This window comes from Stutzerimonas stutzeri, from assembly GCF_002909485.1.
Taxonomy (GTDB): Bacteria; Pseudomonadota; Gammaproteobacteria; order Pseudomonadales; family Pseudomonadaceae; genus Stutzerimonas; species Stutzerimonas stutzeri_AH.
The window spans coordinates 16484-41941 of the sequence record NZ_PPXG01000002.1; the positions used below are offsets into that span (position 1 = coordinate 16484).

Sequence of the window (25458 nt, forward strand, 5' to 3'; positions counted from 1 at the left end):
CCCTAATTTGGCGGGGCTTCGTGCCCTGCCATTTTTCGTTTGTGTCGAAAGACAACAGTGGAGCTAGTAGATGGCAACTATCAACCAGCTGGTACGTCAGCCGCGTAAGCGGGTCGTCGAAAAAAGCGACGTCCCTGCGCTGCAAAACTGCCCGCAACGTCGTGGCGTGTGCACCCGTGTGTACACCACCACGCCGAAGAAACCGAACTCAGCACTGCGTAAAGTGTGTCGTGTTCGTCTGACCAATGGCTATGAAGTCGCCTCCTATATCGGCGGTGAAGGCCATAACCTGCAAGAGCACAGCGTAGTGCTGATCCGTGGCGGTCGTGTAAAAGACCTTCCGGGTGTGCGTTACCACACCGTGCGCGGTTCGCTGGATACCTCCGGCGTTAAGGATCGTAAGCAGGGTCGTTCCAAGTACGGCGCCAAGCGTCCGAAGTAAGCAGCATTTTTATTTATTTGAGTCGATAAGAGTAAGGTCGGGCGTAACCTGCGCGTTACTGTTCCGAGCTAACCTGAAGACCGTTTGAGGGCTTATCAATGCCAAGACGTCGTGTAGCAGCCAAGCGCGAGATCCTAGACGATCCGAAATACGGAAGTCTGATCCTGGCCAAGTTCATGAACCACGTGATGGAGAGCGGCAAGAAAGCCGTTGCCGAGCGTATCGTTTATGGTGCGTTGGACAAGGTGAAGGAGCGCAAGAACAGCGATCCCCTGGAAATCTTCGAAAAAGCACTCGATGCCATCGCTCCGCTGGTCGAAGTTAAATCCCGCCGTGTAGGCGGTGCTACCTACCAGGTTCCGGTCGAAGTTCGTCCTTCCCGTCGTAATGCTCTGGCCATGCGTTGGTTGGTTGACGCTGCGCGCAAGCGTGGCGAGAAATCCATGGCGCTGCGCCTAGCTGGCGAGCTGATGGATGCTTTTGAAGGTAAAGGCGCTGCAGTCAAGAAGCGCGAAGATGTGCACCGTATGGCTGAAGCCAACAAGGCCTTCTCGCACTACCGCTTCTAATTCAAGCGCAACTTTTACGAGGACCTCATTGTGGCCCGTACTACCCCTATCAACCGCTACCGTAACATTGGTATCTGTGCCCACGTCGACGCGGGCAAGACAACCACCACGGAGCGGATTCTGTTCTACACCGGCCTCAGCCATAAGATGGGTGAAGTGCACGACGGTGCAGCGACTACTGACTGGATGGTTCAGGAGCAGGAGCGTGGTATCACCATTACCTCTGCTGCTGTGACGACCTTCTGGAAGGGTTCGCGCGGTCAGTATGACAACTATCGTGTCAACGTCATCGATACGCCCGGTCACGTCGATTTCACCATTGAAGTGGAGCGCTCGCTTCGCGTACTCGATGGTGCGGTTGTGGTTTTCTGTGGTACTTCGGGCGTTGAGCCGCAGTCGGAAACCGTATGGCGTCAGGCAAACAAGTACGGTGTTCCGCGTATTGTCTACGTCAACAAGATGGACCGTGCTGGGGCTGACTTCCTGCGCGTCGTTGGCCAGATCAAGAATCGCCTGGGTCATACTCCGGTGCCGATTCAGCTCGCCATTGGCGCAGAAGAGAACTTCGAAGGTCAGATCGATCTGATCAAGATGAAGGCCATCTACTGGAACGACGATGACAAGGGTACATCCTACCGTGAGGAGGAGATCCCGGCCGAGCTTCAGGATCTGGCGGATGAGTGGCGCTCGAACATGGTCGAGTCAGCTGCTGAAGCCAACGAAGAGCTGATGAACAAGTACCTCGAGGGTGGCGAGCTGACTGTCGAGGAAATCAAGGCAGGCCTGCGCGCGCGCACCCTGGCTGGTGAAATCGTTCCTGCGGTCTGCGGATCCTCTTTCAAGAACAAGGGCGTGCCTCTGGTTCTGGATGCGGTGATCGAGTTCCTGCCTGCTCCTACTGAGATTCCTGCCATTCAGGGTGTTCACCCTGATAGCACCGAAGAGAACGAGATCAAGGACGAGCGTCACGCTGACGACAGCGAACCGTTCTCGGCGCTGGCGTTCAAGATTGCCACCGACCCGTTCGTTGGTACTCTGACCTTTGTTCGTGTTTATTCGGGTGTGCTGAATTCTGGCGACTCGGTCATCAACTCGGTCAAAGGTAAGAAAGAGCGCGTTGGTCGTATGGTGCAGATGCACGCCAACCAGCGTGAAGAAATCAAGGAAGTGCGGGCGGGCGACATCGCAGCTTTGATCGGTATGAAGGACGTCACTACGGGAGAAACCCTGTGTGATGCTGACAAGCCCATCATCCTTGAGCGTATGGACTTCCCGGAGCCAGTTATTTCGGTAGCAGTTGAGCCGAAGACCAAGGCTGACCAGGAAAAGATGGGTATTGCGCTGGGCAAGTTGGCCCAAGAAGACCCGTCGTTCCGCGTCAAGACCGACGAAGAGACTGGTCAGACCATCATCTCCGGCATGGGCGAGCTGCACCTGGACATCCTTGTCGACCGTATGCGTCGCGAGTTCAACGTCGAGGCCAATATCGGCAAGCCGCAGGTTTCATACCGCGAGAAGATCACCAAGAGCTGCGAAATCGAAGGTAAGTTCGTTCGTCAGTCCGGTGGTCGCGGTCAGTTTGGACATTGCTGGATTCGCTTCGCTCCGGCGGATGAGGGTCAGGAAGGTCTGGTATTCGTCAATGAGGTAGTGGGTGGTGTGGTTCCGAAGGAATACATTCCGGCTATCCAGAAGGGTATCGAAGAGCAGATGAAGAACGGCGTTGTCGCCGGCTATCCCCTCATCGGCTTGAAAGCAACCGTATTTGACGGTTCCTACCATGATGTCGACTCCAACGAGATGGCTTTCAAGGTAGCGGCTTCCATGGCGACCAAGCAGCTGGCCCAGAAGGGCGGTGGCGTTGTGCTTGAGCCGATCATGAAAGTAGAGGTGGTAACCCCTGAGGACTACATGGGTGACGTGATGGGTGACCTGAATCGTCGTCGTGGTCTGATCCAGGGTATGGAAGACACGGTTACCGGTAAGGTGATCCGTGCCGAGGTTCCGCTGGGTGAGATGTTCGGGTATGCGACCGACGTTCGGTCCATGTCCCAGGGTCGCGCAAGCTACTCCATGGAATTCTCCAAATACTCCGAGGCTCCGTCGAATATCGTCGAAGCTCTGGTTAAAAAACAAGGTTGATTCAGCCCTTTAAGTAAGAGGTTTACTGTCGTGGCTAAGGAAAAGTTCGAACGTAACAAACCGCACGTCAACGTCGGCACCATTGGTCACGTCGACCATGGCAAGACTACTCTGACTGCCGCTCTGACTCGCGTGTGCTCCGAGGTTTTCGGTTCCGCTCGTGTCGACTTCGACAAGATCGATAGCGCACCGGAAGAGAAGGCTCGCGGTATTACCATCAACACCGCGCACGTAGAGTACGACTCCAATATTCGTCACTACGCGCACGTTGATTGCCCGGGTCACGCTGACTATGTGAAGAACATGATCACCGGTGCTGCCCAGATGGACGGAGCGATCCTGGTTTGCTCCGCTGCTGACGGCCCCATGCCGCAGACTCGCGAGCACATCCTACTGTCCCGTCAGGTTGGTGTTCCCTACATCGTCGTGTTCCTGAACAAGGCTGACATGGTTGATGACGCCGAGCTGCTGGAGCTGGTGGAGATGGAAGTGCGCGACTTGCTCAGCACTTACGACTTCCCGGGCGACGACACCCCGATCATCATCGGCTCCGCGCTGATGGCTCTGAACGGTCAGGACGACAACGAGATGGGCACCACTGCCGTCAAGAAGCTCGTCGAGACTCTGGATACTTATATCCCTGAGCCGGTTCGCGCCATCGACAAGCCGTTCCTGATGCCGATCGAGGACGTGTTCTCCATCTCTGGTCGCGGTACTGTTGTGACCGGTCGTGTAGAGCGCGGTATCGTCAAGATCCAGGAAGAAATCGAGATCGTTGGTCTGCGTGACACCACCAAGACCACCTGTACCGGTGTCGAGATGTTCCGCAAGCTGCTCGACGAAGGTCGTGCTGGTGAGAACTGTGGCGTACTGCTGCGCGGCACCAAGCGTGACGACGTAGAGCGTGGCCAGGTACTGGCCAAGCCGGGCACCATCAAGCCGCACACCAAGTTCGAAGCTGAAGTGTACGTTCTGTCCAAAGAGGAAGGTGGTCGTCACACTCCTTTCTTCAAGGGCTACCGTCCTCAGTTCTACTTCCGTACCACCGACGTTACCGGTTCGTGCGAACTGCCGGAAGGCGTTGAGATGGTCATGCCGGGCGACAACGTGAAAATGGTTGTTACCCTGATCAAGCCGATCGCCATGGAAGATGGTCTGCGCTTCGCAATTCGCGAAGGTGGCCGTACCGTTGGTGCTGGCGTGGTTGCCAAGATCGTCGAGTAATATTTGTCGATGATGAAAAGGGCCCCTTCGGGGCCCTTTTCTATTGTTGATCATTTATTGACACCCTCTAAGCGCATCCGTACAATTGCGCCTCCTTTTACCGGGGGTATTGCGCCTGGTAGGGTGGCTACTTGGAGTCTGAGGTCAAAATGCAAAACCAACAAATCCGTATTCGGTTGAAGGCTTTTGACCATCGCCTGATCGATCAATCAACCCAGGAAATCGTGGAAACCGCGAAACGTACTGGTGCTCAGGTGCGTGGTCCGATTCCGCTGCCAACCCGCAAAGAGCGGTTCACTGTGCTGGTTTCTCCGCACGTCAATAAAGATGCGCGCGATCAGTATGAAATTCGAACCCATAAGCGTGTGCTGGACATCGTTCAGCCGACCGACAAAACCGTCGATGCGCTAATGAAGCTCGATCTTGCGGCTGGTGTGGAAGTGCAGATCAGCCTCGGCTAAAACCTGAGAGTTTTAGTCGTGTAACGCTCTGAAATGGGCGGCCATAGCGGGTGAAAGCCCCGTACACTCAAGAGGTTACAACATGACTATTGGTGTAGTCGGTCGTAAATGCGGCATGACCCGCGTTTTCACCGAGGATGGTGTCTCTATTCCGGTTACGGTCATTGAGATCGAGCCGAATCGCGTCACCCAATTCAAGAATGAAGAGAGCGATGGCTATCGTGCAGTGCAGGTTACTGTCGGTGAGCGTCGCGCGTCCCGTGTTACCAAGGCTCAGGCCGGTCACTTCGCCAAGGCGAATGTAGCTGCTGGTCGTGGTGTCTGGGAATTCCGCCTTGATGGCGAGGAGTTCCAGGTTGGTGACCAGATCAATGCTGAGATTTTCCAGGCAGGGCAGATGGTGGATGTCACCGGTCAGTCCAAGGGTAAAGGCTTTGCCGGTACCATCAAGCGCTGGAATTTCCGTGGTCAGGACAATACCCACGGTAACTCCGTATCCCACCGCGTCCCGGGCTCTATCGGTCAGTGCCAGACTCCAGGTCGTGTATTCAAGGGCAAGAAGATGTCCGGGCACATGGGCGCCGAGCGCGTAACCGTGCAGTCTCTGGAAATCGTGCGTGTCGATGCTGAGCGGAATCTGCTGTTGGTGAAGGGCGCAGTGCCCGGCGCCACTGGTGGTGACGTGCTCGTGCGTCCGGCCGCCAAGGCTCGCGGTTAAGGGGGAGTTCACATGCAATTGAATGTAAATGGCGCACAGGCCATCGAAGTCTCCGATCGCACCTTTGGTGGCGATTACAACGAGACGCTGGTGCACCAGGCAGTCGTCGCCTACATGGCTGGCGGTCGGCAGGGTAGCAAGCAGCAGAAGACCCGTTCCGATGTGTCCGGTGGTGGCAAGCGTCCGTGGCGTCAGAAGGGCACCGGTCGCGCTCGCGCCGGTACCACTCGTGGTCCGATCTGGCGTGGCGGTGGCGTTACCTTTGCTGCTCGTCCGCAGAACCATGAGCAGAAGCTGAACAAGAAGATGTACCGCGCTGCAATGCGCTCGATTCTTGCTGAGCTGGTTCGCTCCGAGCGTCTGGTTGTCGTTGAGGATTTCGCCGTCGATGCCCCGAAGACCAAGGTGCTTGCTAGCAAGCTCAATGGTATGGGTCTTAGTGACGTGCTGATCGTTTCCGATGCTGTCGATCAGAACCTGTACCTGGCTGCGCGCAATCTGCCGCATGTCGATGTACGTGACGTGCAGGGTTCCGATCCGGTCAGCCTGATCGCCTATGACAAGGTGCTGATCACCGTGTCGGCTGTGAAGAAATTCGAGGAGCTGCTGGGATGAACCAGGAACGCGTATTCAAAGTCCTGCTTGGTCCGCACGTCTCCGAGAAGGCTACCGTGCTGGCTGACAGCAAGAAGCAATTCGTTTTCAAGGTTGCGACCGACGCAACCAAGCTGGAAATCAAGAAGGCTGTTGAAAGCCTGTTCGACGTGAAGGTCGCTGCCGTCAATACCCTGAATGTTCAGGGCAAGACCAAGCGTACCGCTCGCGGCCTGGGCAAGCGCAACGACTGGAAGAAGGCGTACATCGCGCTTCAGCCAGGCCAGGATCTCGATTTCTCCGGCAGTGCTGAGTAAGGAAGGGGTGCATCATGGCAATTGTTAAATGCAAACCGACTTCCGCGGGCCGCCGTTTTGTGGTCAAGGTGGTCAATCAGGAGCTGCACAAAGGCGCTCCTTACGCACCGCTGCTCGAGAAGAAGTCGAAGACTGGTGGTCGTAACAACAACGGTCGTATCACTACTCGCCACATCGGCGGTGGTCATAAGCAGCACTATCGTTTGGTCGATTTTCGCCGTAACAAGGATGGCATTCCTGCCATCGTCGAGCGTATCGAATACGATCCGAACCGTACTGCGCACATTGCGTTGTTGAAGTATGCCGACGGTGAGCGTCGCTACATCATCGCGCCGAAAGGTGTAAGTGCTGGCGATCAGCTGCTGTCGGGCATCAATGCACCGATCAAGGCTGGCAACAGCCTGCCGCTGCGTAACATTCCGCTGGGTTCTACCGTTCACGGTGTAGAGCTCAAGCCGGGCAAGGGTGCTCAGATCGCTCGCTCCGCTGGTGCTTCGGCTCAGCTGGTTGCTCGTGAGGGTTCCTACGTAACGTTGCGTCTGCGTTCCGGCGAGATGCGCAAAGTGTTGGCTGAGTGCCGTGCGACCTTGGGCGAAGTCTCGAATTCCGAGCATAGCCTGCGTTCGCTGGGTAAGGCCGGTGCCAAGCGCTGGAAGGGTATTCGTCCTACCGTTCGTGGTGTCGCGATGAACCCGGTCGACCACCCACACGGTGGTGGTGAAGGTCGTACCTCCGGTGGTCGTCATCCGGTGTCGCCATGGGGCTTCCCGACTAAGGGCGCGAAGACCCGCACTAACAAGCGCACCGATAACATGATCGTCCGTCGTCGCAAGTAACTAGAGGGATACGACAGTGCCGCGTTCTCTGAAAAAAGGTCCTTTTATCGATCTTCACCTATTGAAGAAGGTCGAAGTGGCGGTGGAAAAGAATGATCGCAAGCCAGTTAAAACCTGGTCGCGTCGTTCGATGATCCTGCCACAAATGGTCGGTCTGACCATCGCTGTACATAACGGTCGCCAGCATGTTCCCGTTCTCGTGAACGAAGACATGGTCGGCCATAAACTCGGCGAGTTCGCTGGTACCCGCACTTATCGCGGGCACGTAGCGGACAAGAAAGGCAAGCGCTAAGGGGTAAGGAAAGATGGAAGTAGCCGCTAAGTTGTCGGGCGCTCGCATCTCCGCCCAGAAAGCCCGCCTGGTCGCCGACCAGATCCGCGGGAAGAAGGTGGGCGAAGCGCTCAACCTCCTGGCTTTCAGTAGCAAGAAAGCCGCCGAGATCATGAAGAAAGTGCTGGAGTCGGCCGTTGCCAACGCCGAGCACAACGAAGGCGCCGATGTGGATGATCTCAAGGTCTCCACAGTCTTCGTCAACGAAGGGCGTTCGCTTAAGCGCATCATGCCGCGTGCCAAAGGCCGCGCTGATCGCATCGTCAAGCGGTCTTGCCATATCACTGTCAAGGTTGCGGACAAGTAACGGAGTCGATCAGATGGGTCAGAAAGTACATCCCACTGGCATTCGCCTGGGAATCGTCAAGGAGCACACCTCCGTCTGGTACGCAGACGGCCGCACGTATGCAGACTATCTGCTTGCAGATCTGAACGTGCGTCAGTACCTCCAGGACAAATTAAAAAGCGCGTCCGTAAGCCGTATCGATATCCATCGCCCGGCTCAAACCGCACGCATCACCATCCACACCGCTCGTCCTGGCATCGTTATCGGGAAGAAAGGTGAGGATGTTGAGAAGCTGCGTCAGGACCTGACCAAGCAAATGGGTGTGCCTGTGCACATCAATATCGAAGAGATCCGCAAGCCGGAGCTCGACGCCATGCTGGTTGCACAGAGCGTAGCTCAGCAGCTGGAACGTCGCGTTATGTTCCGTCGCGCCATGAAGCGCGCCGTGCAGAACGCCATGCGTATTGGTGCCAAAGGCATCAAAATCCAGGTCAGTGGTCGTCTGGGTGGGGCTGAAATCGCCCGTACCGAGTGGTATCGCGAAGGTCGTGTGCCTCTGCACACCCTGCGTGCCGATATCGATTACAACACTTACGAAGCGCACACCACCTACGGTGTGATCGGCGTCAAGGTATGGATCTTCAAAGGCGAAGTGATTGGTGGTCGCCATGAAGAGCTCAAGCCTCAAGCGCCCGCTCCTCGTAAAAAAGCTGCTAAGTAAGGGGTACGCCAGATGTTGCAACCCAAGCGTACAAAATTCCGCAAGCAGATGACCGGCCACAACCGCGGTCTGGCTCAGCGCGGTAGTAAGGTCAGCTTCGGCGAGTTCGCGCTGAAGTCCGTTTCCCGTGGTCGTCTGACTGCGCGCCAGATTGAGGCTGCACGTCGTGCGCTCACTCGTCACGTCAAGCGTGGCGGTAAGATCTGGATCCGCGTATTCCCCGACAAGCCCGTTACCAAGAAGCCCCTGGAAGTTCGTATGGGTAAAGGTAAGGGTAGCGTCGAGTACTGGGTAGCCCAGATTCAGCCGGGCAAGGTGCTCTACGAGATCGAGGGTGTTTCCGAAGAGCTGGCGCGTGAGGCTTTCGCCCTGGCCGCTGCAAAGCTGCCGCTCGCCACCTCCTTTGTTAAGCGGACGGTGATGTGATGAAAGCGAATGAACTTCGTGAAAAATCCGTTGAGCAGCTGAACGAGCAACTGCTCGAACTGCTGCGGGACCAGTTCAATCTGCGTATGCAGAAAGCAACTGGTCAGTTGGGGCAGTCTCACCTGCTCTCGCAAGTCAAGCGCGACATCGCTCGTGTCAAGACTGTGCTCAACCAGCAGGCAGGTAAGTGATCATGGCTGAAGCTCAGAAAACCGTCCGCACGCTGACTGGCCGCGTCGTCAGCGACAAGATGGACAAAACCATCACCGTTCTGATCGAGCGTCGCGTAAAGCACCCGATCTACGGTAAATACGTGAAGCGTTCGACCAAACTGCACGCCCACGACGAAACCAACCAGTGCCGTATCGGCGACAAGGTCACCATCCGCGAGACTCGTCCGCTGGCTAAGACCAAGACCTGGATGCTGGTTGACGTCGTTGAACGTGCCGTCGAAGTCTAAGGGCTAGGGGTCGGAGAAATTATATGATTCAGACTCAATCCATGCTCGATGTGGCTGATAACAGTGGCGCTCGTCGCGTCATGTGTATCAAGGTGCTCGGCGGTTCTCACCGTCGTTACGCCGGCATCGGCGACATTATCAAGGTAACCGTCAAGGAAGCGATTCCTCGTGGCAAGGTCAAAAAAGGCCAGGTGATGACCGCTGTAGTGGTCCGCACCCGTCACGGCGTGCGCCGCCCCGATGGTTCCATTATTCGCTTCGATGGCAACGCTGCTGTTCTGTTGAACAACAAGCAAGAGCCTATCGGCACCCGTATTTTTGGGCCGGTGACGCGTGAACTTCGTACCGAGAAGTTCATGAAAATCGTCTCGCTCGCCCCTGAAGTGCTGTAAGGAGTAGCCGCATGCAAAAGATTCGTCGCAACGACGAGATCATCGTCATCGCCGGCAAAGACAAGGGCAAGCGCGGTAAGGTGCTCAAGGTTCTCGTTGACGACCGCCTGGTCGTCGGCGGTATCAACCTGGTCAAGCGCCATACCAAGCCGAACCCGATGTCGGGCGTTCAGGGCGGTATCGTCGAGAAGGAGGCGCCTTTGCACGTCTCTAACGTCGCCATTTTCAACGGTGAGACCAACAAGGCAGATCGCGTTGGCTTCAAAGTTGAAGAAGGCAAGAAAATTCGTGTCTTCAAGTCGACCCAGAAGCCGGTTGACGCTTGAGACTGCTAGGTAGATAACCATGGCACGACTAAAAGAAGTTTATCGGAAGGAAATCGCGCCCAAGCTGAAGGAAGAGCTTCAGCTCGGCAACGTGATGGAAGTTCCGCGCATTACCAAGATCACCCTTAACATGGGTATCGGCGAAGCGATCGGTGATAAGAAGATCATCGACAACGCAGTTGCCGATCTTGAGAAGATCACCGGCCAGAAGGTCGTCGTGACCCACGCTCGCAAGTCCATCGCGGGCTTCAAGGTTCGCGAAGGTTGGCCGATCGGTGTCAAGGTGACCCTGCGCAGCGATCGTATGTATGAGTTCCTGGATCGCCTGCTTTCCATCTCCCTGCCGCGCGTGCGTGACTTCCGCGGCCTGAATGCCAAGTCCTTTGATGGGCGTGGCAACTACAGCATGGGTGTGAAAGAGCAGATCATCTTCCCGGAGATCGACTACGACAAGATCGATGCCCTGCGTGGTCTGGACATCACCCTGACTACCACTGCTCGGACGGATGAAGAGGGTCGCGCTCTGCTGCGTGCCTTCAACTTCCCGTTCCGTAACTGATTGGAGTAGGCACATGGCTAAGCAAAGCATGAAGAACCGTGAGCTGAAGCGTCAGCAGACGGTTGCCAAGTTCGCCCAGAGGCGAGCGGCACTGAAGGCTATCATCGCTAGCCCGGAGTCCACTCCGGAGGCGCGCTGGGAAGCTCAGGTCGCTCTGCAGAAGCAGCCTCGTGACGCAAGCGCTGCGCGCCTGCGTAACCGCTGCCGTCTGACTGGGCGTCCGCACGGTGTGTACCGCAAGTTCGGCCTCTCGCGCAACATGTTGCGTCAGGCTGCAATGCGCGGTGACGTACCGGGTCTGGTCAAAGCCAGCTGGTAAAGTAGACAGGACCTTCTGGTCCTGTTTGTTTTCGATCAAGCCCCTTATGGGGCTTGATTCGTTTCGGGAGTGTCTCTAGAATGTCCGGCTCGCCCGAGCCACGCCTATAGCGTGTTCGTTCGTTTAAAGAGGCGACACGAGCCCTCGCGGGCTTATTTTTTTGTATTAGGAGCTAAGCGCCCATGAGTATGCAGGACCCGTTAGCGGACATGCTAACTCGTATCCGTAATGCCCAGATGGCCGAAAAGTCCGTCGTAAGCATGCCGTCTTCCACGTTGAAGGTGGCTGTAGCCAACGTTCTTCAAGGTGAAGGCTATATCGCAGGATACAACGTCAGCAGCGACGCCAAGCCGCAGCTGTCTATCGAGCTGAAGTACTTCGAGGGCCGTCCGGTCATCGAGGAACTCAAGCGCGTAAGCCGTCCTGGCCTTCGCCAGTACAAATCCGTTGATCAGTTGCCGAAAGTTCGCGGTGGCCTGGGTGTTTCGATCGTTTCCACCAACAAGGGTGTGATGACTGATCGGGCTGCTCGCGCTGCTGGCGTTGGCGGCGAAGTGCTCTGCACAGTGTTCTAAGGGGGGATAAGCATGTCTCGCGTTGCTAAGAACCCCGTCAAGCTGCCCGCTGGTGTTGAATTCAACATGTCCGGCCAGCAGCTTTCGGTAAAGGGTGCCAAGGGCACTCTGGAACTGAATGTGCACTCGTCCGTGGAAGTAGTCCACGAGGCTGGTGAGTTGCGTTTTGCTGCTCGCAATGGCGATCAGCAGACTCGCGCCATGGCCGGTACTACCCGTGCACTGGTCAACAATATGGTGATCGGCGTTAGTCAAGGTTTCGAGCGTAAGCTCCAGCTGGTTGGTGTTGGTTACAAGGCACAAGCTAAAGGTCAAGTGCTGTCCCTGGCTCTCGGTTTCTCGCATCCGGTGGATTATGAACTGCCGCAAGGCGTTACCGCTGAGACCCCCAGCCAGACCGATATCCTGATTAAGGGTGTCGACAAGCAACTGGTCGGTCAGGTGGCTGCTGAAATTCGTGACTTCCGTCGTCCTGAGCCTTACAAGGGCAAAGGTGTGCGGTACTCGGATGAAGTAGTCCGTCGCAAAGAAGCTAAGAAGAAGTAGGGCATAGCAAATGAGCGTAAAGAAAGAAACTCGTCTGCGTCGCGCTCGCAAGGCACGCCTGAAGATGCGCGAGCTGGAAACCGTACGCCTTTGTGTGTACCGCTCTTCCCAGCACATCTACGCCCAGGTCCTTTCGGCCGACGGCGGCAAGGTCCTGGCCAGCGCCTCGACTCTGGACAAAGAACTGCGTGACGCTGCTACTGGCAACGTCGACGCTGCCAAGAAAGTCGGTCAGCTGGTCGCTGAGCGTGCGAAAGCCGCAGGTGTCACTCAGGTGGCGTTCGACCGTTCTGGCTTCAAGTACCACGGTCGTGTGAAGGCACTGGCTGATGCTGCTCGTGAAGGCGGGCTGGAGTTCTAAGTTATGGCAAATAACGAGCAAAAGCGCGACGAAGGCTACATTGAGAAGCTGGTTCAAGTTAACCGCGTCGCAAAGACTGTAAAAGGTGGTCGTATCTTCACCTTCACCGCGCTGACTGTAGTGGGTGATGGCAAGGGTCGTGTTGGTTTCGGTCGCGGCAAGTCCCGCGAAGTGCCGGCAGCGATTCAGAAGGCTATGGAAGCGGCTCGCCGCAACATGATCCAGGTTGATCTGAACGGCACTACGCTGCAGTACGCTACCAAGGCAGCTCATGGCGCTTCGAAGATCTACATGCAGCCTGCTTCCGAAGGTACTGGTGTCATCGCCGGTGGTGCCATGCGCGCCATTCTGGAAGTGGCTGGCGTGCAGAACGTCTTGGCTAAGTGCTATGGCTCTACCAACCCGGTCAACGTGGTTCACGCTACGTTCAAGGGTTTGAAGGCTATGCAGTCGCCTGAGTCCATCGCTGCCAAGCGTGGCAAGAGCGTTGAGGAGATTTCCTGATCATGGCTAACACCGTAAAGGTTACGCTGATCAAGAGCGTCAGCGGTCGTATTCCTAATCACAAGCTATGCGTCAAGGGTCTTGGCCTGCGCCGCATTGGTCACACTGTCGAAGTTCAGGACACTCCTGAGAATCGCGGCATGATCAACAAGGCTTACTACATGCTCCGTGTGGAGGGCTAAGCCATGCAACTGAACGATCTGCGTTCTGCGCCGGGTGCCCGTCGCGAAAAGCTGCGTCCCGGTCGCGGTATTGGTAGTGGTCTGGGCAAAACTGGTGGTCGTGGTCACAAAGGTCAGACTTCTCGTTCCGGTGGCAAAATTGCTCCCGGCTTCGAGGGTGGCCAGCAGCCGCTACATCGCCGTCTGCCGAAGTTCGGCTTCGTCTCGCTGAAAGCCATGGATCGCGCAGAAGTGCGTACCTCCGAATTGGCCAAGGTTGAGGGTGATGTCGTCACCGTACAAAGCCTGAAAGATGCCAACGTTATCAATCAAAACGTGCAGCGCGTGAAAGTCATGCTGTCCGGTGAGGTTGGTCGTGCGGTTACTCTCAAGGGCATCGCAGCCACCAAGGGTGCGCGTGCGGCTATCGAAGCAGCTGGCGGCAAGTTCGAGGAATAAATGGCTAAGCAAGGTGCTCTCTCCGCGCTGAGTAATGGTGGCCTGTCCGAACTCTGGGCTCGTCTGCGCTTTCTGTTCATGGCGATCATCGTCTACCGAATTGGCGCACACATCCCGGTGCCCGGGATAAATCCCGACCGGCTGGCCGAGCTGTTTCGTCAGAACGAGGGCACCATCCTTAGCTTGTTCAACATGTTTTCCGGTGGTGCGCTGGAGCGAATGAGCATTTTTGCTTTGGGGATCATGCCGTACATTTCGGCGTCGATCATCATGCAGCTCATGACCGCTGTCAGTCCTCAGCTGGAGCAGTTGAAGAAAGAAGGTGAAGCCGGTCGCCGGAAGATCAGCCAGTACACGCGTTACGGTACGCTTGTGTTGGCAATCGTTCAGGCGATAGGCATGTCGGTCGGCTTGGCGGGGCAAGGTGTCGCGTTCAGCAACGATTTCGGCTTCTACTTCGTGGCAATAACCACCTTTGTGTCTGGTGCGATGTTCATGATGTGGCTGGGTGAGCAGATCACCGAGCGGGGAGTTGGCAACGGTATCTCGATGCTGATCTTCGCTGGTATCGTCGCTGGCTTGCCGGGAGCCCTCGGTCAGTCTTTCGAGTCTGCTCGTCAGGGTGACATCAACATCATTGCGCTGCTCGCTGTTGGTCTGCTTGCCGTTGCTATCATCGGGTTCGTGGTCTTTATCGAGCGTGGCCAGCGTCGTATCGCCGTGCACTACGCTAAGCGTCAGCAGGGTCGTAAGGTCTTTGCCGCGCAGACTAGCCACCTCCCGTTGAAAGTGAACATGGCGGGGGTTATTCCTGCCATTTTCGCCAGCAGCATTCTATTGTTCCCGGCATCCTTGGGGCAGTGGTTTGGGCAGTCCGAAAGCATGGGTTGGTTGGCTGATATCTCGCAGGCAATCGCGCCCGGGCAACCGTTGAATATCCTGCTGTTCAGTGCTGGGATCATCTTCTTCTGCTTCTTCTATACGGCATTGATGTTCAATCCGAAGGATGTGGCGGAGAATCTGAAGAAGTCCGGTGCGTTTATTCCCGGGATTCGTCCTGGTGAGCAGTCGGCACGCTACATTGACGGCGTACTGACTCGCTTGACCATGTTCGGCGCCCTGTATATGACGGCTGTATGCTTGCTGCCGCAGTTTCTTGTGGTGGCGGCCAATGTGCCGTTCTACCTTGGTGGGACCTCGTTGCTGATCGTGGTTGTGGTTGTCATGGACTTCATGTCCCAAGTGCAATCGCACCTGATGTCACACCAGTACGATTCCCTGATGAAGAAAGCCAACCTGAAGGGCTACGGCAGCGGAATGCTTCGCTGAGGTGGTTCGTAAGGTTTTAGGAGTTGGTGATGAAAGTTCGTGCATCGGTTAAAAAGCTGTGCCGTAACTGCAAGATCATCCGTCGCGACGGTGTCGTGCGCGTGATCTGCAGCGCAGAGCCGCGTCACAAGCAGCGCCAAGGCTGATTGTGTAAAAGCGTATAACCCGGCAGCTAGTGCGCTGCCGGGTTGAATATTTGTTATTACAGCGTTAATATCTCGCGCCCTTTTCTTGGCTTCCGGGGCGTAGGTAGCTGTCAATTGGAGTTTCACTGAATGGCCCGTATTGCAGGCGTCAACATTCCGGATAACAAGCACACTGTTATCTCGCTGACCTACATCTACGGTGTTGGTCGCACCCGTGCACAGGAAATCTGTGCTGCTACCGGTGTGAATCCGGCAGCAAAGATCAAGGATCTTTCCGACGAGCAGGTCGAACTGCTGCGTGGCGAAGTCGGCAAGTTCATTGTTGAGGGCGACCTGCGTCGCGAAATCAACATGAAAATCAAGCGCTTGATGGACCTGGGTTGCTATCGCGGCCTACGTCATCGTCGTGGTCTTCCGGTTCGCGGTCAGCGCACCAAGACCAACGCACGTACCCGCAAGGGCCCGCGCAAGCCGATCCGCAAGTAATCGCGTTAGCGAATCGACAGGAATTTAGTCATGGCAAAACCTGCTGCTCGTCCTCGTAAAAAAGTCAAAAAGACAGTGGTTGATGGCATCGCCCACATCCACGCGTCTTTCAATAACACCATCGTGACCATCACTGATCGTCAGGGCAATGCATTGTCCTGGGCTACTTCGGGTGGTTCCGGTTTCCGCGGCTCGCGTAAGAGCACTCCTTTCGCTGCCCAGATCGCTGCAGAGCGCGCTGGCCAGGCTGCGCTGGAGTACGGCCTGAAGAACCTCGACGTTAACGTCAAGGGCCCAGGTCCAGGTCGGGAATCCGCCGTGCGTGCTTTGAACGCATGTGGTTATAAAATCGCCAGCATCACCGACGTGACGCCTATCCCGCATAACGGGTGCCGTCCGCCGAAGAAGCGCCGCGTGTAATCAGGAGACAGTGAAGAATGGCTCGTTATATTGGTCCCAAGTGCAAACTGTCTCGTCGTGAAGGCACCGATCTCTTCCTGAAGAGTGGTGCGCGCGCGCTCGAATCGAAGTGCAATATCGAAACCCCGCCGGGTGTTCACGGTCAGCGTCGTGGTCGTCTCTCCGACTACGGTACTCAGCTGCGTGAAAAGCAGAAAGTACGTCGTATCTACGGTGTGCTGGAGCGTCAGTTCAGCGGTTACTACAAGGAAGCCGCCAGCCGTAAGGGCGCTACCGGTGAGAACCTTCTGCAGCTGCTCGAGTGCCGTCTGGACAACGTTGTGTATCGCATGGGCTTCGGTTCCACTCGTGCCGAATCGCGTCAGTTGGTCTCGCACAAATCGATCAGCGTCAACGGTCAGACCGTGAACGTACCGTCTTATCAGGTCAAGGCCGGTGACGTGGTAGCAGTTCGCGAAAAGTGCCGTAACCAGCTGCGTATCGCCCAGGCCCTCGAGCTGTGCGCTCAGCGCGGCCGCGTTGAATGGGTCGAAGTAGATACCGACAAGAAATCTGGTGTTTTCAAGAATGTTCCGGCTCGCAGCGATCTGTCTGCCGACATCAACGAAAACCTGATTGTCGAGCTCTACTCCAAGTAAGGGCTAGAAAATAGGTGTATCCATGCAGAGTTCGGTAAATGAGTTCCTGACCCCCCGCCATATTGATGTGCAGGTGGTCAGTCCGACCCGTGCCAAGATCACTCTCGAGCCCCTCGAGCGTGGTTTTGGCCACACCCTGGGCAACGCGCTGCGTCGTATTCTGTTGTCCTCCATGCCCGGCTGCGCTGTGGTCGAGGCTGAGATCGACGGTGTGCTCCACGAGTACAGCGCCATCGAGGGCGTGCAGGAAGATGTAATCGAAATCCTGCTCAACCTCAAAGGTATCGCCATCAAGCTGCACGGCCGTGATGAAGTGACCTTGAGCCTGGTGAAGAAGGGCGCGGGCGCTGTTACCGCTGCCGATATCCAGCTGGATCACGATGTCGAAATCGTCAATGGCGATCACCTGATTGCCAACCTGGCGGCCAACGGCTCGATCAACATGAAGCTCAAGGTCGCTCGCGGCCGTGGTTACGAGCCTGCTGACTCGCGTCAGAGTGATGAAGATGAGAGCCGTAGCATCGGCCGTCTGCAGCTCGACGCTACGTTCAGTCCGGTTCGTCGCGTGGCTTATGTGGTCGAGAATGCTCGCGTCGAGCAGCGTACCAACCTGGACAAGCTGGTCATTGACCTGGAAACCAACGGCACCTTGGATCCTGAAGAGGCTATCCGTCGTGCAGCGACCATCCTGCAGCAGCAGCTTGCCGCGTTCGTCGACCTCAAGGGCGACAGCGAGCCGGTAGTTGTAGAGCAGGAAGACGAGATCGACCCGATCTTGTTGCGTCCGGTTGATGACCTGGAACTGACCGTACGTTCGGCCAACTGCCTGAAGGCGGAAAACATCTACTACATCGGTGATCTGATTCAACGCACCGAAGTAGAGCTGTTGAAAACGCCGAATCTGGGCAAGAAGTCCCTGACTGAGATCAAGGACGTTCTGGCTTCGCGTGGTTTGTCCCTCGGTATGCGCCTGGATAATTGGCCGCCGGCAAGTCTCAAGAAGGACGATAAGGCCACTGCCTGATCGCCCCCAGTAACCGAACTGAACGTTTGGTAAGGAATTTCAATCATGCGTCATCGTAAAAGTGGCCGTCATCTAAGCCGCACCAGCGCCCACCGCAAGGCCATGTTCCAGAACATGGCGGTGTCGCTGTTCGAGCACGAACTGATCAAGACTACGCTGCCCAAGGCCAAGGAACTGCGTCGTGTTGCTGAGCCTCTGATCACCCTGGCCAAGGAAGATAGCGTCGCCAACCGCCGTCTGGCTTTCGACCGTACCCGTTCGAAAGCTATCGTTGGCAAGCTGTTCAACGATCTGGGCCCGCGTTACGCCACCCGTCAGGGCGGCTACCTGCGCATTCTCAAGTGCGGTTTCCGCGCTGGAGACAACGCTCCTATGGCTTACGTCGAGCTGGTTGACCGTCCGGTCACTGGTGAGGTTGAAGCCGCCGAGTAAAATCGGCAGCGGTAAGAAGAAGCCGAGTCTCATGACTCGGCTTTTTTGTGCCTGAGAGATTCGCTCTATCGGAAGTGTTGACCTTCATCATTGGTCGGCGTTGTGCTGGCTTCCTATGATGGCACTCAACCAGCTGGTGCTCGCCGAGGCCCTGGAATCAATTGAATGCCAAGGAGTTCCAAGCATGTCCGATAAGCCGAAACTCACAACCGTTGCCGGTGCTCCGGTTTCCGAGAACCAGAACTCCATGACTGCTGGGCGACGCGGCCCGATGCTTCTGCAGGACGTCTGGTTTCTAGAAAAGCTTGCACATTTTGATCGTGAGGTCATTCCGGAGCGTCGGATGCATGCGAAGGGGACCGGGGCATTCGGTGAATTCGTTGTCACTCACGACATCACCCGCTTCACCAAAGCCAGGCTCTTTTCCGAGGTCGGCAAACGTACTCCTTTGTTTGCACGGTTCTCTACTGTGGCCGGGGAGCGTGGTGCCGCCGATGCGGAGCGTGACATTCGCGGTTATGCCCTTAAGTTCTATACCGAGCAGGGCAACTGGGACATGGTGGGCAACAATACACCAGTATTTTTCTTCCGCGACCCGCTGAAATTCCCCGATCTTAATCACGCGGTCAAACGGGATCCGCGGACCAATATGCGGAGTGCAAACAACAACTGGGATTTTTGGACCGGGCTGCCCGAGGCCCTTCACCAGATCACCTATGTAATGGGAGATCGGGGGATTCCGGCTTCATATCGCCACATGCATGGTTTCGGTTCCCACACCTACAGCTTCATCAGTCCGAGCAACGAGCGTTATTGGGTTAAGTTCCACTTCCGTACCCAGCAGGGCATCAAGAATCTTACCGATGCCGAGGCGGCAGCTATCGTTGCCGGTGATCGTGAAAGTTCGCAACGCGATATGTTCGACGCCATCGAGCGCGGCGAATATCCACGCTGGACCATGTACGTTCAGGTCATGCCTGAGACCGACGCTGGCAAGGTTTCATACCATCCGTTCGATTTGACCAAGGTCTGGCCGCATGCGGATTACCCGTTGATCGAGGTCGGCTACTACGAGCTCAATCGCAATCCGGACAACTACTTTCAGGATGTGGAGCAGGCAGCGTTCACGCCTGCCAATGTGGTTCCAGGTATCAGCTTTTCGCCAGATCGTATGCTCCAGGGACGCTTGTTCTCCTACGGCGATGCGCAGCGCTACCGTCTTGGTGTCAACCACCACCAGATCCCGGTGAATGCGCCGCGTTGCCCGGTGCACAGCTACCATCGTGATGGCGCCATGCGGGTGGATGGCAATCAGGGAGGGCGGTTGCATTACGAGCCGAATACCTACGGAGAGTGGCAGGAGCAGCCGGATTTCAGCGAGCCTCCGTTGGCGCTCGAAGGCGCGGCGGACCGATATGACTATCGTGCTGATGATGCCGACTACTTCACTCAGCCGGGCAACCTGTTCCGCTTGATGAAGGCAGATGAGCAGCAGCGACTGTTCGAAAATACTGCGCGTTCGATGCAGGGCGTGGATCGTCACATCAAGATTCGTCACATCAGCCACTGCCTCCAGGCTGACCCGGCTTACGGTGCGGGAATTGCGGCAGCGTTGGGTATTGCGCTGTCGGAAGTGCCGGCTTAGGTGAGGCGGTAGACTGGTAGAAACGAAACGCCCGCAGCGAGTGCTGCGGGCGTTCTCGTTTCGATGGCGTTATTCGTGCGGATTGCTCAGCGGTTTATCGCTTTCCTGTCCGGGCGGCATTGTTCAGCACCTTGCGAGACAAGGCGCCGCCCGAGGCGAGACGTTGTATCAGGTTGACTGCCGCTTCGGTGCCGTGAGGTTCGTTGCCGTGCTATTGGGTGATGATCATCACGGCTGGTTTGCCTGAATCCCCCAGCCTGGCCAACCAGATTGGCCGGCCTTCTTTGCTGCTGCCGGCGTGTTCCAGCCGCAGGGCGTCCGGGAAGCGCCGTGACAGCGCGTTCAGTTGATCGTACAGCTGTTTGTTGCTCATGAACGCCTCCAGCGAGACGTTCTGCTCATCGGTGATCCAAGGGCCGTTGGGCTGGGCGGCGACGGCGAGGCGGGTAGCAGGCCGGCGCCAAGCAGGCAGGCAGCAAGCGCAATACGCATGAGGATTTCTCCTTATCAGGCTGGGAGTATCCCTCCCAACTGCCCGGCGGGATCCATATGGACCGCGCTGCGTTTGCGCTTGTGCCGAAGCGACGATCAACCCGCCGAGCGGTCGCGTTCGAGTAGCGGTTTGAGGAAGTGACCGGTATGCGACTGGGCCATGTCTGCCACCTCTTCCGGCGTACCGCAGGCGATGATCTGGCCACCCTTGGAGCCACCCTCCGGGCCGAGGTCTACCAACCAGTCGGCGGTCTTGATCACATCCAGATTGTGCTCGATGACGACTACCGTATTGCCGTGGTCGCGCAGGCGATGCAGAACATCGAGCAGTTGCTGGATATCGGCAAAATGCAGGCCGGTGGTTGGTTCGTCGAGGATATACAGTGTCTTGCCGGTGTCGCGCTTTGATAGCTCACGGGACAGCTTGACGCGTTGCGCCTCACCGCCCGACAGCGTTGTCGCGCTCTGTCCCAGCTTGATGTAGGACAGCCCCACATCCATCAGCGTCTGCAGTTTGCGCGCGACGGCCGGCACCGGGTCGAAGAACTCGCGGGCTTCTTCGATGGTCATGTCGAGCACTTCAGTGATGCTCTTGCCCTTGTACTTCACCTCAAGGGTCTCGCGGTTGTAGCGTTTGCCCTTGCACACGTCGCAGGGCACGTAGATATCCGGCAGGAAGTGCATCTCTACCTTGATCACGCCATCGCCTTGGCAGGCTTCGCAGCGCCCGCCTTTGACGTTGAAGGAGAAGCGGCCCGGACCATATCCGCGCGAGCGTGCTTCCGGTACGCCGGCGAAGAGTTCGCGAATCGGCGTGAACAGACCGGTGTAGGTCGCCGGGTTGGAGCGCGGCGTTCGGCCGATCGGGCTCTGATCGATGTCGACCACCTTGTCCAGATGCTGCAGGCCATCGAAGCTGTCGTGCGGGGCTACTTCCAGGGTGGTCGCCCCGTTGAGCGCCGTGGCGGTGATCGGGAACAGTGTGTTGTTGATCAGCGTCGACTTACCCGAACCCGAAACGCCGGTGATGCAGGTGAGCAGGCCAACCGGGATTTCCAGGTCGACATTGCGCAGGTTATTGCCGCGCGCGCCCTTGAGTTTGAGCAGCTTCTTCGGATCACGGCGGGTACGCTCACGCGGATAGTTGATCCTTACTCGGCCGGAGAGGTACTTGCCGGTCAGCGAATCCGGGTGCGCCATCACCTCGTCCGGTGTGCCCTCGGCGACAATGCGGCCGCCGTGCACGCCGGCACCGGGGCCGATGTCCACTACGTAGTCGGCAAGGCGAATCGCATCCTCGTCATGCTCCACCACGATCACCGTATTACCGATGTCGCGCAGATGGCGAAGGGTGCCCAGTAGCCGTTCATTGTCGCGCTGGTGCAAGCCGATTGATGGTTCATCAAGGATGTACATCACCCCGACCAGGCCGGCACCGATCTGGCTGGCCAGACGAATGCGCTGCGCTTCACCTCCGGAGAGGGTATCGGCGCTGCGGTCGAGAGTCAGGTAATCGAGCCCTACATTGACCAGAAACTGCAGGCGCTCGCTGATTTCCTTGAGAATCTTGCCGGCGATCTCACCGCGTCGACCACTGAGCGAAAGGCCAGCGAAGTAGTCGGTGGCATCGCCGATTGGCAGCGCCGTCACCGCAGGCAGGGTCTTGTCGCCCACCCATACGTGACGTGCCTCGCGGCGCAGGCGGGTGCCGCGACAATCCGGGCAGGGTTGGGTGCTGAGGTACTTCGCGAGCTCTTCGCGCACCGAGTTGGATTCGGTTTCGCGGTAGCGCCGCTCGAGGTTGGGGATGATGCCTTCGAAGGGGTGCGAGCGCTTGACGATGTCGCCGCGGTCGTTGAGGTAGCGGAATTCGACGTTGTCGCGACCGCTGCCGCGCAGAATGAACTTCTGTTGGTCCGCGGGCAGTGAGTCGAACGGTTCGTCCAGGCTGAAACCATAATGCGAGGCCAGTGAGCCGAGCATCTGGAAGTAGTAGACGTTGCGTCGATCCCAGCCGCGTATGGCTCCTTCGGCGAGGGTCAGCTCGCCATTGACCAAGCGCTTGGCGTCGAAGAACTGCTTCACGCCGAGGCCGTCGCAAGTCGGGCAGGCGCCGGCAGGGTTGTTGAAGGAGAAGAGCTTGGGCTCCAGCTCGCTGATTGAGTGGCCGCAGATCGGGCAGGCGAAGCGCGCGGAGAAGATCATCTCCTCGCTATCGTCGTCCTCTTCCATGGAGGCAACCAGGGCAATGCCATCGGCCAGTTTGAGTGCGGTCTCGAAGGATTCGGCCAGGCGTTGCTGCATGTCGCCGCGGACCTTGAAACGGTCGACCACTACATCGATGGAGTGCTTCTTTTGCTTGTCCAGCTTGGGAAGCTCGTCCAGCTCGTACAGTCGCCCGTTGACCCGGGCGCGCACGAATCCCTGAGCGCGCAGCTCGTCGAACACAGCCAGATGCTCGCCCTTGCGTTCGCGAATGACCGGGGCCAGCAACATCAGCTTGCGGCCTTCGGGTAGCGCCAGCACCTGATCGACCATCTGGCTGACTGTCTGGGCCTCAAGTGGTGCGTCATGGTCCGGGCAGCGTGGCGTGCCGACTCGCGCATAAAGAAGGCGCAGATAGTCGTAGATCTCGGTGATTGTTCCGACTGTGGAGCGCGGGTTGTGCGAAGTCGATTTCTGCTCGATGGAAATCGCCGGCGATAGCCCTTCGATGGTGTCGACGTCGGGCTTTTCCATCATCGAGAGGAACTGCCGGGCATAAGCCGAGAGTGATTCGACGTAGCGGCGCTGGCCTTCTGCGTAGAGAGTGTCGAATGCCAGCGAAGATTTGCCGGAGCCAGAAAGGCCGGTGATAACGATAAGCTTGTCGCGTGGCAGGGTGAGGTCGATGTTCTTCAGGTTGTGGGTACGAGCCCCACGAATAAGAATCTTGTCCAAAACAGCCTCGCGTGGCGGGCGGAAACCCGAAAGTATACGGCCGGGGTGGTAGTCGCGGCAAAACTGAGCGCCTGTGCCGAACAGGGTAGGGCTGCTAGAATCGCCGCCGGTTCATACTAGCGAGACCCTCCATGCAGGACCCCTATAGCGAGCGCATGAGCGCCAGCGAAACACGCGCAGCTTCCGGGCTGGCTCTGGTGTTCGCTTTTCGCATGCTCGGCATGTTCATGGTTTTGCCCGTGCTGGCCACCTACGGTATGGATTTGGAAGGCGCTACGCCGACTCTGATCGGTCTTGCGATAGGCGCCTATGGTTTGACCCAGGCGCTGCTGCAAATTCCCTTCGGTATCCTTTCTGATCGCATCGGCCGCCTGCCGATCATCTATTTCGGTCTGCTGATCTTCGCTGCCGGCGCCGCTGTAGCTGCCATGTCGGATAGCATCTGGGGTGTCATTGCCGGGCGAGTCCTGCAGGGGGCGGGGGCCATTTCTGCCGCGGTAATGGCACTGCTCTCCGATCTGACCCGTGAGCAGCATCGGACCAAGGCAATGGCGCTGATCGGTGTGAGCATCGGTTTTTCCTTCGCTGTGGCGATGATCGTGGGGCCGCTGCTGACTCGGGCGTTCGGCCTTTCCGGACTCTTCTGGGTGACCGCCGGGATGGCGATGTTCGGCGGCGTCATCGTCGCGCTGTTGCCGAAGGCCCACGCCCATGTGCGGCATCGTGAGTCCGGTGTTGCCAAGCAGGCGCTCGGCCTTACGTTGCGCCATCCTGATCTGCTGCGCCTGGATTTCAGCATCCTGGCTTTGCACGCAATCCTCATGGCCAGCTTCGTCGCGTTACCGTTGGCGCTGGTTGAACAGGGGGCGCTGCCCAAGGAAGAGCATTGGTGGGTCTACCTCACTGCGCTGCTGATCGGCTTTTTCGGCATGATTCCTTTCATCATCTACGGTGAGAAGAAGCGCCAGATGCGACGCGTTCTGCTGGGCGCGGTCACGGCGCTATTGCTCTGCGAGCTGTTCTTCTGGTGGTTTGGCAATGGCTTGTGGATGTTGGTGGTTGGGATGGTCGGCTTCTTCGTCGCCTTCAACCTGCTGGAAGCTTCGCTGCCTTCATTGATAAGCAAGGTAGCGCCGGCCGGCGGCAAGGGCACTGCGATGGGGGTCTACTCCACCAGTCAGTTCCTCGGTGCGGGCCTGGGAGGCATTCTGGGTGGTGTGCTCTACCAGCAGGGTGGGCTGGCCCTGGTGTTCATCGGTTGCGCGGCGTTGTGCGGGCTGTGGTTCGTGGTTGCCTTCAGCATGCGCGAGCCTCCGTACGTAACCAGTCTGCGTCTGCCCCTCTCCGTGGGTGCGCTGGCCAACGCTGGGCTTGAGAATGATCTGCTGCAGGTGGTTGGTGTCAGCGACGTGCTGATCGTTGTCGATGAGGCTGCTGCCTACATAAAGGTTGATATGCAACAGCTGGATCGGGATGCAGTTGATCGTCTAGTGGCCTGAGCGTCGTCTGCGTGCTTCATGGCCGTGCATATCGCGGCGCAACTTGAGGGTACGTCGGTTGGCCGTCAACGGTGGCTGAGGTAAGATTCGCGGTCATGGGGCTGTCTGGTGGCAGGATCGCCATCGGTGAGCCCATTTATATTCAATGTTCCAAAATGAGGAGTTACCCATGGCCAGAGGGGTGAATAAAGTCATCTTGATCGGCAATGTCGGCGGCGACCCGGAAACCCGCTACATGCCCAATGGCAATGCGGTGACCAACATCACGCTGGCGACCACCGATAGTTGGAAGGACAAGCAGACCGGTCAACTTCAGGAGCGTACTGAGTGGCACCGTGTGGTGCTGTTCGGCAAGGTTGCCGAGATTGCCGGTGAATACCTGCGCAAGGGTTCGCAGTGCTACATTGAAGGCCGTCTGCAGACCCGCGAGTGGGAGAAGGACGGCGTCAAACGTTACACCACCGAAATCGTCGTTGACATGAACGGTACCATGCAGTTGCTTGGCGGCCGTGGCGGCAGTTCCGATGATGCCCCGCGTCAAGCTCGTCCGCAGCGTGAGCAGCAGGCACCGCAGCAGGCGCCGCGTCAGCAGGCTCAGCCGCAGCAGCCCGCGGCACGTCAGCAGCCGGCACCGGATTACGATAGCTTCGACGACGACATCCCTTTCTAGAGTTTTCT

At 57.4% G+C, this 25458-nt stretch carries 37 protein-coding genes; 35 read left to right on the forward strand and 2 right to left on the reverse strand.

The genetic code is table 11. The features are described from left to right. The first annotated feature begins 70 nt into the window (after nucleotides 1-70). The 33 genes from rpsL (at nucleotide 71) to CXK91_RS03725 (ending at nucleotide 19849) form a co-directional block, all read left to right on the forward strand. Nucleotides 71-442 (forward strand): 30S ribosomal protein S12, encoded by a 372-nt coding sequence (rpsL, locus tag CXK91_RS03565; RefSeq protein ID WP_003280832.1) that lies wholly within the window; start codon nucleotides 71-73, stop codon nucleotides 440-442. Nucleotides 443-540: 98 nt separating this feature from the next. After that, nucleotides 541-1011, forward strand: a complete 471-nt coding sequence (gene rpsG, locus CXK91_RS03570; protein WP_003280834.1) for a 30S ribosomal protein S7 — start codon at nucleotides 541-543, stop codon at nucleotides 1009-1011. 30 nt (nucleotides 1012-1041) lie between these two features. Next, the gene (fusA, locus tag CXK91_RS03575; protein ID WP_103455024.1) at nucleotides 1042-3153 is read left to right on the forward strand and encodes an elongation factor G; all 2112 of its coding nucleotides are present in this window, start codon (nucleotides 1042-1044) and stop codon (nucleotides 3151-3153) included. A 30-nt stretch (nucleotides 3154-3183) separates the two neighbouring features. Then, nucleotides 3184-4377: an elongation factor Tu gene (gene tuf / locus CXK91_RS03580; RefSeq protein WP_015278291.1), complete on the forward strand. Its 1194-nt coding sequence runs from the start codon at nucleotides 3184-3186 to the stop codon at nucleotides 4375-4377. A 149-nt stretch (nucleotides 4378-4526) separates the two neighbouring features. Then, nucleotides 4527-4838, forward strand: coding sequence for a 30S ribosomal protein S10 (rpsJ, locus tag CXK91_RS03585; RefSeq protein ID WP_003186070.1), 312 nt, complete (start codon nucleotides 4527-4529; stop codon nucleotides 4836-4838). An 82-nt stretch (nucleotides 4839-4920) separates the two neighbouring features. Then, complete coding sequence (gene rplC / locus CXK91_RS03590) at nucleotides 4921-5556, forward strand: 50S ribosomal protein L3 (protein WP_003304073.1); 636 nt, start codon at nucleotides 4921-4923, stop codon at nucleotides 5554-5556. A gap of 12 nt (nucleotides 5557-5568) precedes the next feature. Continuing rightward, on the forward strand, nucleotides 5569-6171 hold the full coding sequence (gene rplD, locus CXK91_RS03595) for a 50S ribosomal protein L4 (RefSeq protein WP_003281844.1): 603 nt from the start codon (nucleotides 5569-5571) through the stop codon (nucleotides 6169-6171). Next, nucleotides 6168-6467 carry a 50S ribosomal protein L23 gene (gene rplW, locus CXK91_RS03600; protein ID WP_003281842.1) on the forward strand — a complete coding sequence of 100 codons (300 nt, stop codon included), beginning with the start codon at nucleotides 6168-6170 and terminating at the stop codon, nucleotides 6465-6467. Before rplD ends, rplW begins: the two co-directional genes overlap by 4 nt. 14 nt (nucleotides 6468-6481) lie before the next feature. Beyond that, on the forward strand, nucleotides 6482-7303 hold the full coding sequence (rplB, locus tag CXK91_RS03605) for a 50S ribosomal protein L2 (protein ID WP_103455025.1): 822 nt from the start codon (nucleotides 6482-6484) through the stop codon (nucleotides 7301-7303). A 16-nt stretch (nucleotides 7304-7319) separates the two neighbouring features. Continuing rightward, nucleotides 7320-7595, forward strand: coding sequence for a 30S ribosomal protein S19 (gene rpsS, locus CXK91_RS03610; protein WP_003281840.1), 276 nt, complete (start codon nucleotides 7320-7322; stop codon nucleotides 7593-7595). Nucleotides 7596-7608: 13 nt separating this feature from the next. After that, a complete protein-coding gene (rplV, locus tag CXK91_RS03615) occupies nucleotides 7609-7941 on the forward strand; it encodes a 50S ribosomal protein L22 (RefSeq protein WP_003103908.1) in 333 nt (110 codons plus the stop codon). Nucleotides 7942-7954: 13 nt separating this feature from the next. Then, a complete protein-coding gene (gene rpsC, locus CXK91_RS03620) occupies nucleotides 7955-8641 on the forward strand; it encodes a 30S ribosomal protein S3 (protein WP_103455026.1) in 687 nt (228 codons plus the stop codon). 12 nt (nucleotides 8642-8653) lie between these two features. Continuing rightward, nucleotides 8654-9067 carry a 50S ribosomal protein L16 gene (gene rplP, locus CXK91_RS03625; protein WP_003281836.1) on the forward strand — a complete coding sequence of 138 codons (414 nt, stop codon included), beginning with the start codon at nucleotides 8654-8656 and terminating at the stop codon, nucleotides 9065-9067. Next, entirely contained in the window at nucleotides 9067-9258 is a 192-nt protein-coding gene (gene rpmC, locus CXK91_RS03630) for a 50S ribosomal protein L29 (RefSeq protein WP_003281834.1), read from the forward strand. The genes rplP and rpmC overlap by 1 nt, the downstream gene beginning before the upstream one ends. Before the next feature lie 2 nt (nucleotides 9259-9260). Beyond that, a complete protein-coding gene (gene rpsQ / locus CXK91_RS03635; protein ID WP_003281832.1) occupies nucleotides 9261-9527 on the forward strand; it encodes a 30S ribosomal protein S17 in 267 nt (88 codons plus the stop codon). 23 nt (nucleotides 9528-9550) lie between these two features. Continuing rightward, the gene (gene rplN, locus CXK91_RS03640; protein WP_003281831.1) at nucleotides 9551-9919 is read left to right on the forward strand and encodes a 50S ribosomal protein L14; all 369 of its coding nucleotides are present in this window, start codon (nucleotides 9551-9553) and stop codon (nucleotides 9917-9919) included. Nucleotides 9920-9930: 11 nt separating this feature from the next. Beyond that, nucleotides 9931-10245, forward strand: coding sequence for a 50S ribosomal protein L24 (gene rplX / locus CXK91_RS03645; protein ID WP_003281829.1), 315 nt, complete (start codon nucleotides 9931-9933; stop codon nucleotides 10243-10245). 19 nt (nucleotides 10246-10264) lie between these two features. Next, nucleotides 10265-10804 (forward strand): 50S ribosomal protein L5, encoded by a 540-nt coding sequence (gene rplE, locus CXK91_RS03650; protein ID WP_003281827.1) that lies wholly within the window; start codon nucleotides 10265-10267, stop codon nucleotides 10802-10804. 13 nt (nucleotides 10805-10817) lie between these two features. Beyond that, nucleotides 10818-11123 carry a 30S ribosomal protein S14 gene (rpsN, locus tag CXK91_RS03655; RefSeq protein WP_103455027.1) on the forward strand — a complete coding sequence of 102 codons (306 nt, stop codon included), beginning with the start codon at nucleotides 10818-10820 and terminating at the stop codon, nucleotides 11121-11123. Between the two features lie 182 nt (nucleotides 11124-11305). Then, nucleotides 11306-11698: a 30S ribosomal protein S8 gene (rpsH, locus tag CXK91_RS03660; RefSeq protein ID WP_003281824.1), complete on the forward strand. Its 393-nt coding sequence runs from the start codon at nucleotides 11306-11308 to the stop codon at nucleotides 11696-11698. A 12-nt stretch (nucleotides 11699-11710) separates the two neighbouring features. Continuing rightward, nucleotides 11711-12244, forward strand: coding sequence for a 50S ribosomal protein L6 (gene rplF, locus CXK91_RS03665; protein WP_058063741.1), 534 nt, complete (start codon nucleotides 11711-11713; stop codon nucleotides 12242-12244). Nucleotides 12245-12254: 10 nt separating this feature from the next. Further along, nucleotides 12255-12605: a 50S ribosomal protein L18 gene (gene rplR, locus CXK91_RS03670; protein ID WP_003281822.1), complete on the forward strand. Its 351-nt coding sequence runs from the start codon at nucleotides 12255-12257 to the stop codon at nucleotides 12603-12605. A gap of 3 nt (nucleotides 12606-12608) precedes the next feature. Next, nucleotides 12609-13109, forward strand: a complete 501-nt coding sequence (rpsE, locus tag CXK91_RS03675) for a 30S ribosomal protein S5 (RefSeq protein WP_003281819.1) — start codon at nucleotides 12609-12611, stop codon at nucleotides 13107-13109. A 2-nt stretch (nucleotides 13110-13111) separates the two neighbouring features. Continuing rightward, nucleotides 13112-13291, forward strand: a complete 180-nt coding sequence (gene rpmD, locus CXK91_RS03680; RefSeq protein WP_003281818.1) for a 50S ribosomal protein L30 — start codon at nucleotides 13112-13114, stop codon at nucleotides 13289-13291. Nucleotides 13292-13294: 3 nt separating this feature from the next. Next, a complete protein-coding gene (rplO, locus tag CXK91_RS03685) occupies nucleotides 13295-13729 on the forward strand; it encodes a 50S ribosomal protein L15 (protein ID WP_003281817.1) in 435 nt (144 codons plus the stop codon). Next, a complete protein-coding gene (gene secY, locus CXK91_RS03690) occupies nucleotides 13730-15058 on the forward strand; it encodes a preprotein translocase subunit SecY (RefSeq protein WP_003304058.1) in 1329 nt (442 codons plus the stop codon). 29 nt (nucleotides 15059-15087) lie between these two features. After that, a complete protein-coding gene (gene rpmJ, locus CXK91_RS03695) occupies nucleotides 15088-15204 on the forward strand; it encodes a 50S ribosomal protein L36 (protein ID WP_003281814.1) in 117 nt (38 codons plus the stop codon). Between the two features lie 129 nt (nucleotides 15205-15333). Next, nucleotides 15334-15690: a 30S ribosomal protein S13 gene (rpsM, locus tag CXK91_RS03700; RefSeq protein WP_058063743.1), complete on the forward strand. Its 357-nt coding sequence runs from the start codon at nucleotides 15334-15336 to the stop codon at nucleotides 15688-15690. A gap of 30 nt (nucleotides 15691-15720) precedes the next feature. Further along, nucleotides 15721-16110: a 30S ribosomal protein S11 gene (gene rpsK, locus CXK91_RS03705; RefSeq protein ID WP_003281811.1), complete on the forward strand. Its 390-nt coding sequence runs from the start codon at nucleotides 15721-15723 to the stop codon at nucleotides 16108-16110. Between the two features lie 17 nt (nucleotides 16111-16127). After that, nucleotides 16128-16748, forward strand: coding sequence for a 30S ribosomal protein S4 (gene rpsD, locus CXK91_RS03710; protein WP_003281809.1), 621 nt, complete (start codon nucleotides 16128-16130; stop codon nucleotides 16746-16748). A gap of 22 nt (nucleotides 16749-16770) precedes the next feature. Next, nucleotides 16771-17772 (forward strand): DNA-directed RNA polymerase subunit alpha, encoded by a 1002-nt coding sequence (locus CXK91_RS03715; RefSeq protein ID WP_003281807.1) that lies wholly within the window; start codon nucleotides 16771-16773, stop codon nucleotides 17770-17772. 45 nt (nucleotides 17773-17817) lie between these two features. After that, nucleotides 17818-18204, forward strand: a complete 387-nt coding sequence (gene rplQ / locus CXK91_RS03720; RefSeq protein ID WP_019339959.1) for a 50S ribosomal protein L17 — start codon at nucleotides 17818-17820, stop codon at nucleotides 18202-18204. Nucleotides 18205-18388: 184 nt separating this feature from the next. Next, a complete protein-coding gene (locus CXK91_RS03725; protein ID WP_103455028.1) occupies nucleotides 18389-19849 on the forward strand; it encodes a catalase in 1461 nt (486 codons plus the stop codon). A 211-nt stretch (nucleotides 19850-20060) separates the two neighbouring features. Here the strand turns inward: CXK91_RS03725 and CXK91_RS22865 are convergent, their stop codons facing one another. Then, complete coding sequence (locus tag CXK91_RS22865; protein WP_256055803.1) at nucleotides 20061-20222, reverse strand: M14 family zinc carboxypeptidase; 162 nt, start codon at nucleotides 20220-20222, stop codon at nucleotides 20061-20063. A 215-nt stretch (nucleotides 20223-20437) separates the two neighbouring features. Then, the gene (uvrA, locus tag CXK91_RS03735; protein ID WP_103455029.1) at nucleotides 20438-23281 is read right to left on the reverse strand and encodes an excinuclease ABC subunit UvrA; all 2844 of its coding nucleotides are present in this window, start codon (nucleotides 23279-23281) and stop codon (nucleotides 20438-20440) included. Between the two features lie 131 nt (nucleotides 23282-23412). On the opposite strand from uvrA, the gene CXK91_RS03740 reads away from it, so the two are divergent. Beyond that, entirely contained in the window at nucleotides 23413-24780 is a 1368-nt protein-coding gene (locus tag CXK91_RS03740; RefSeq protein WP_103455030.1) for an MFS transporter, read from the forward strand. A 169-nt stretch (nucleotides 24781-24949) separates the two neighbouring features. Continuing rightward, a complete protein-coding gene (locus CXK91_RS03745; protein ID WP_103455031.1) occupies nucleotides 24950-25450 on the forward strand; it encodes a single-stranded DNA-binding protein in 501 nt (166 codons plus the stop codon). The last annotated feature ends 8 nt before the right edge of the window (nucleotides 25451-25458 follow it).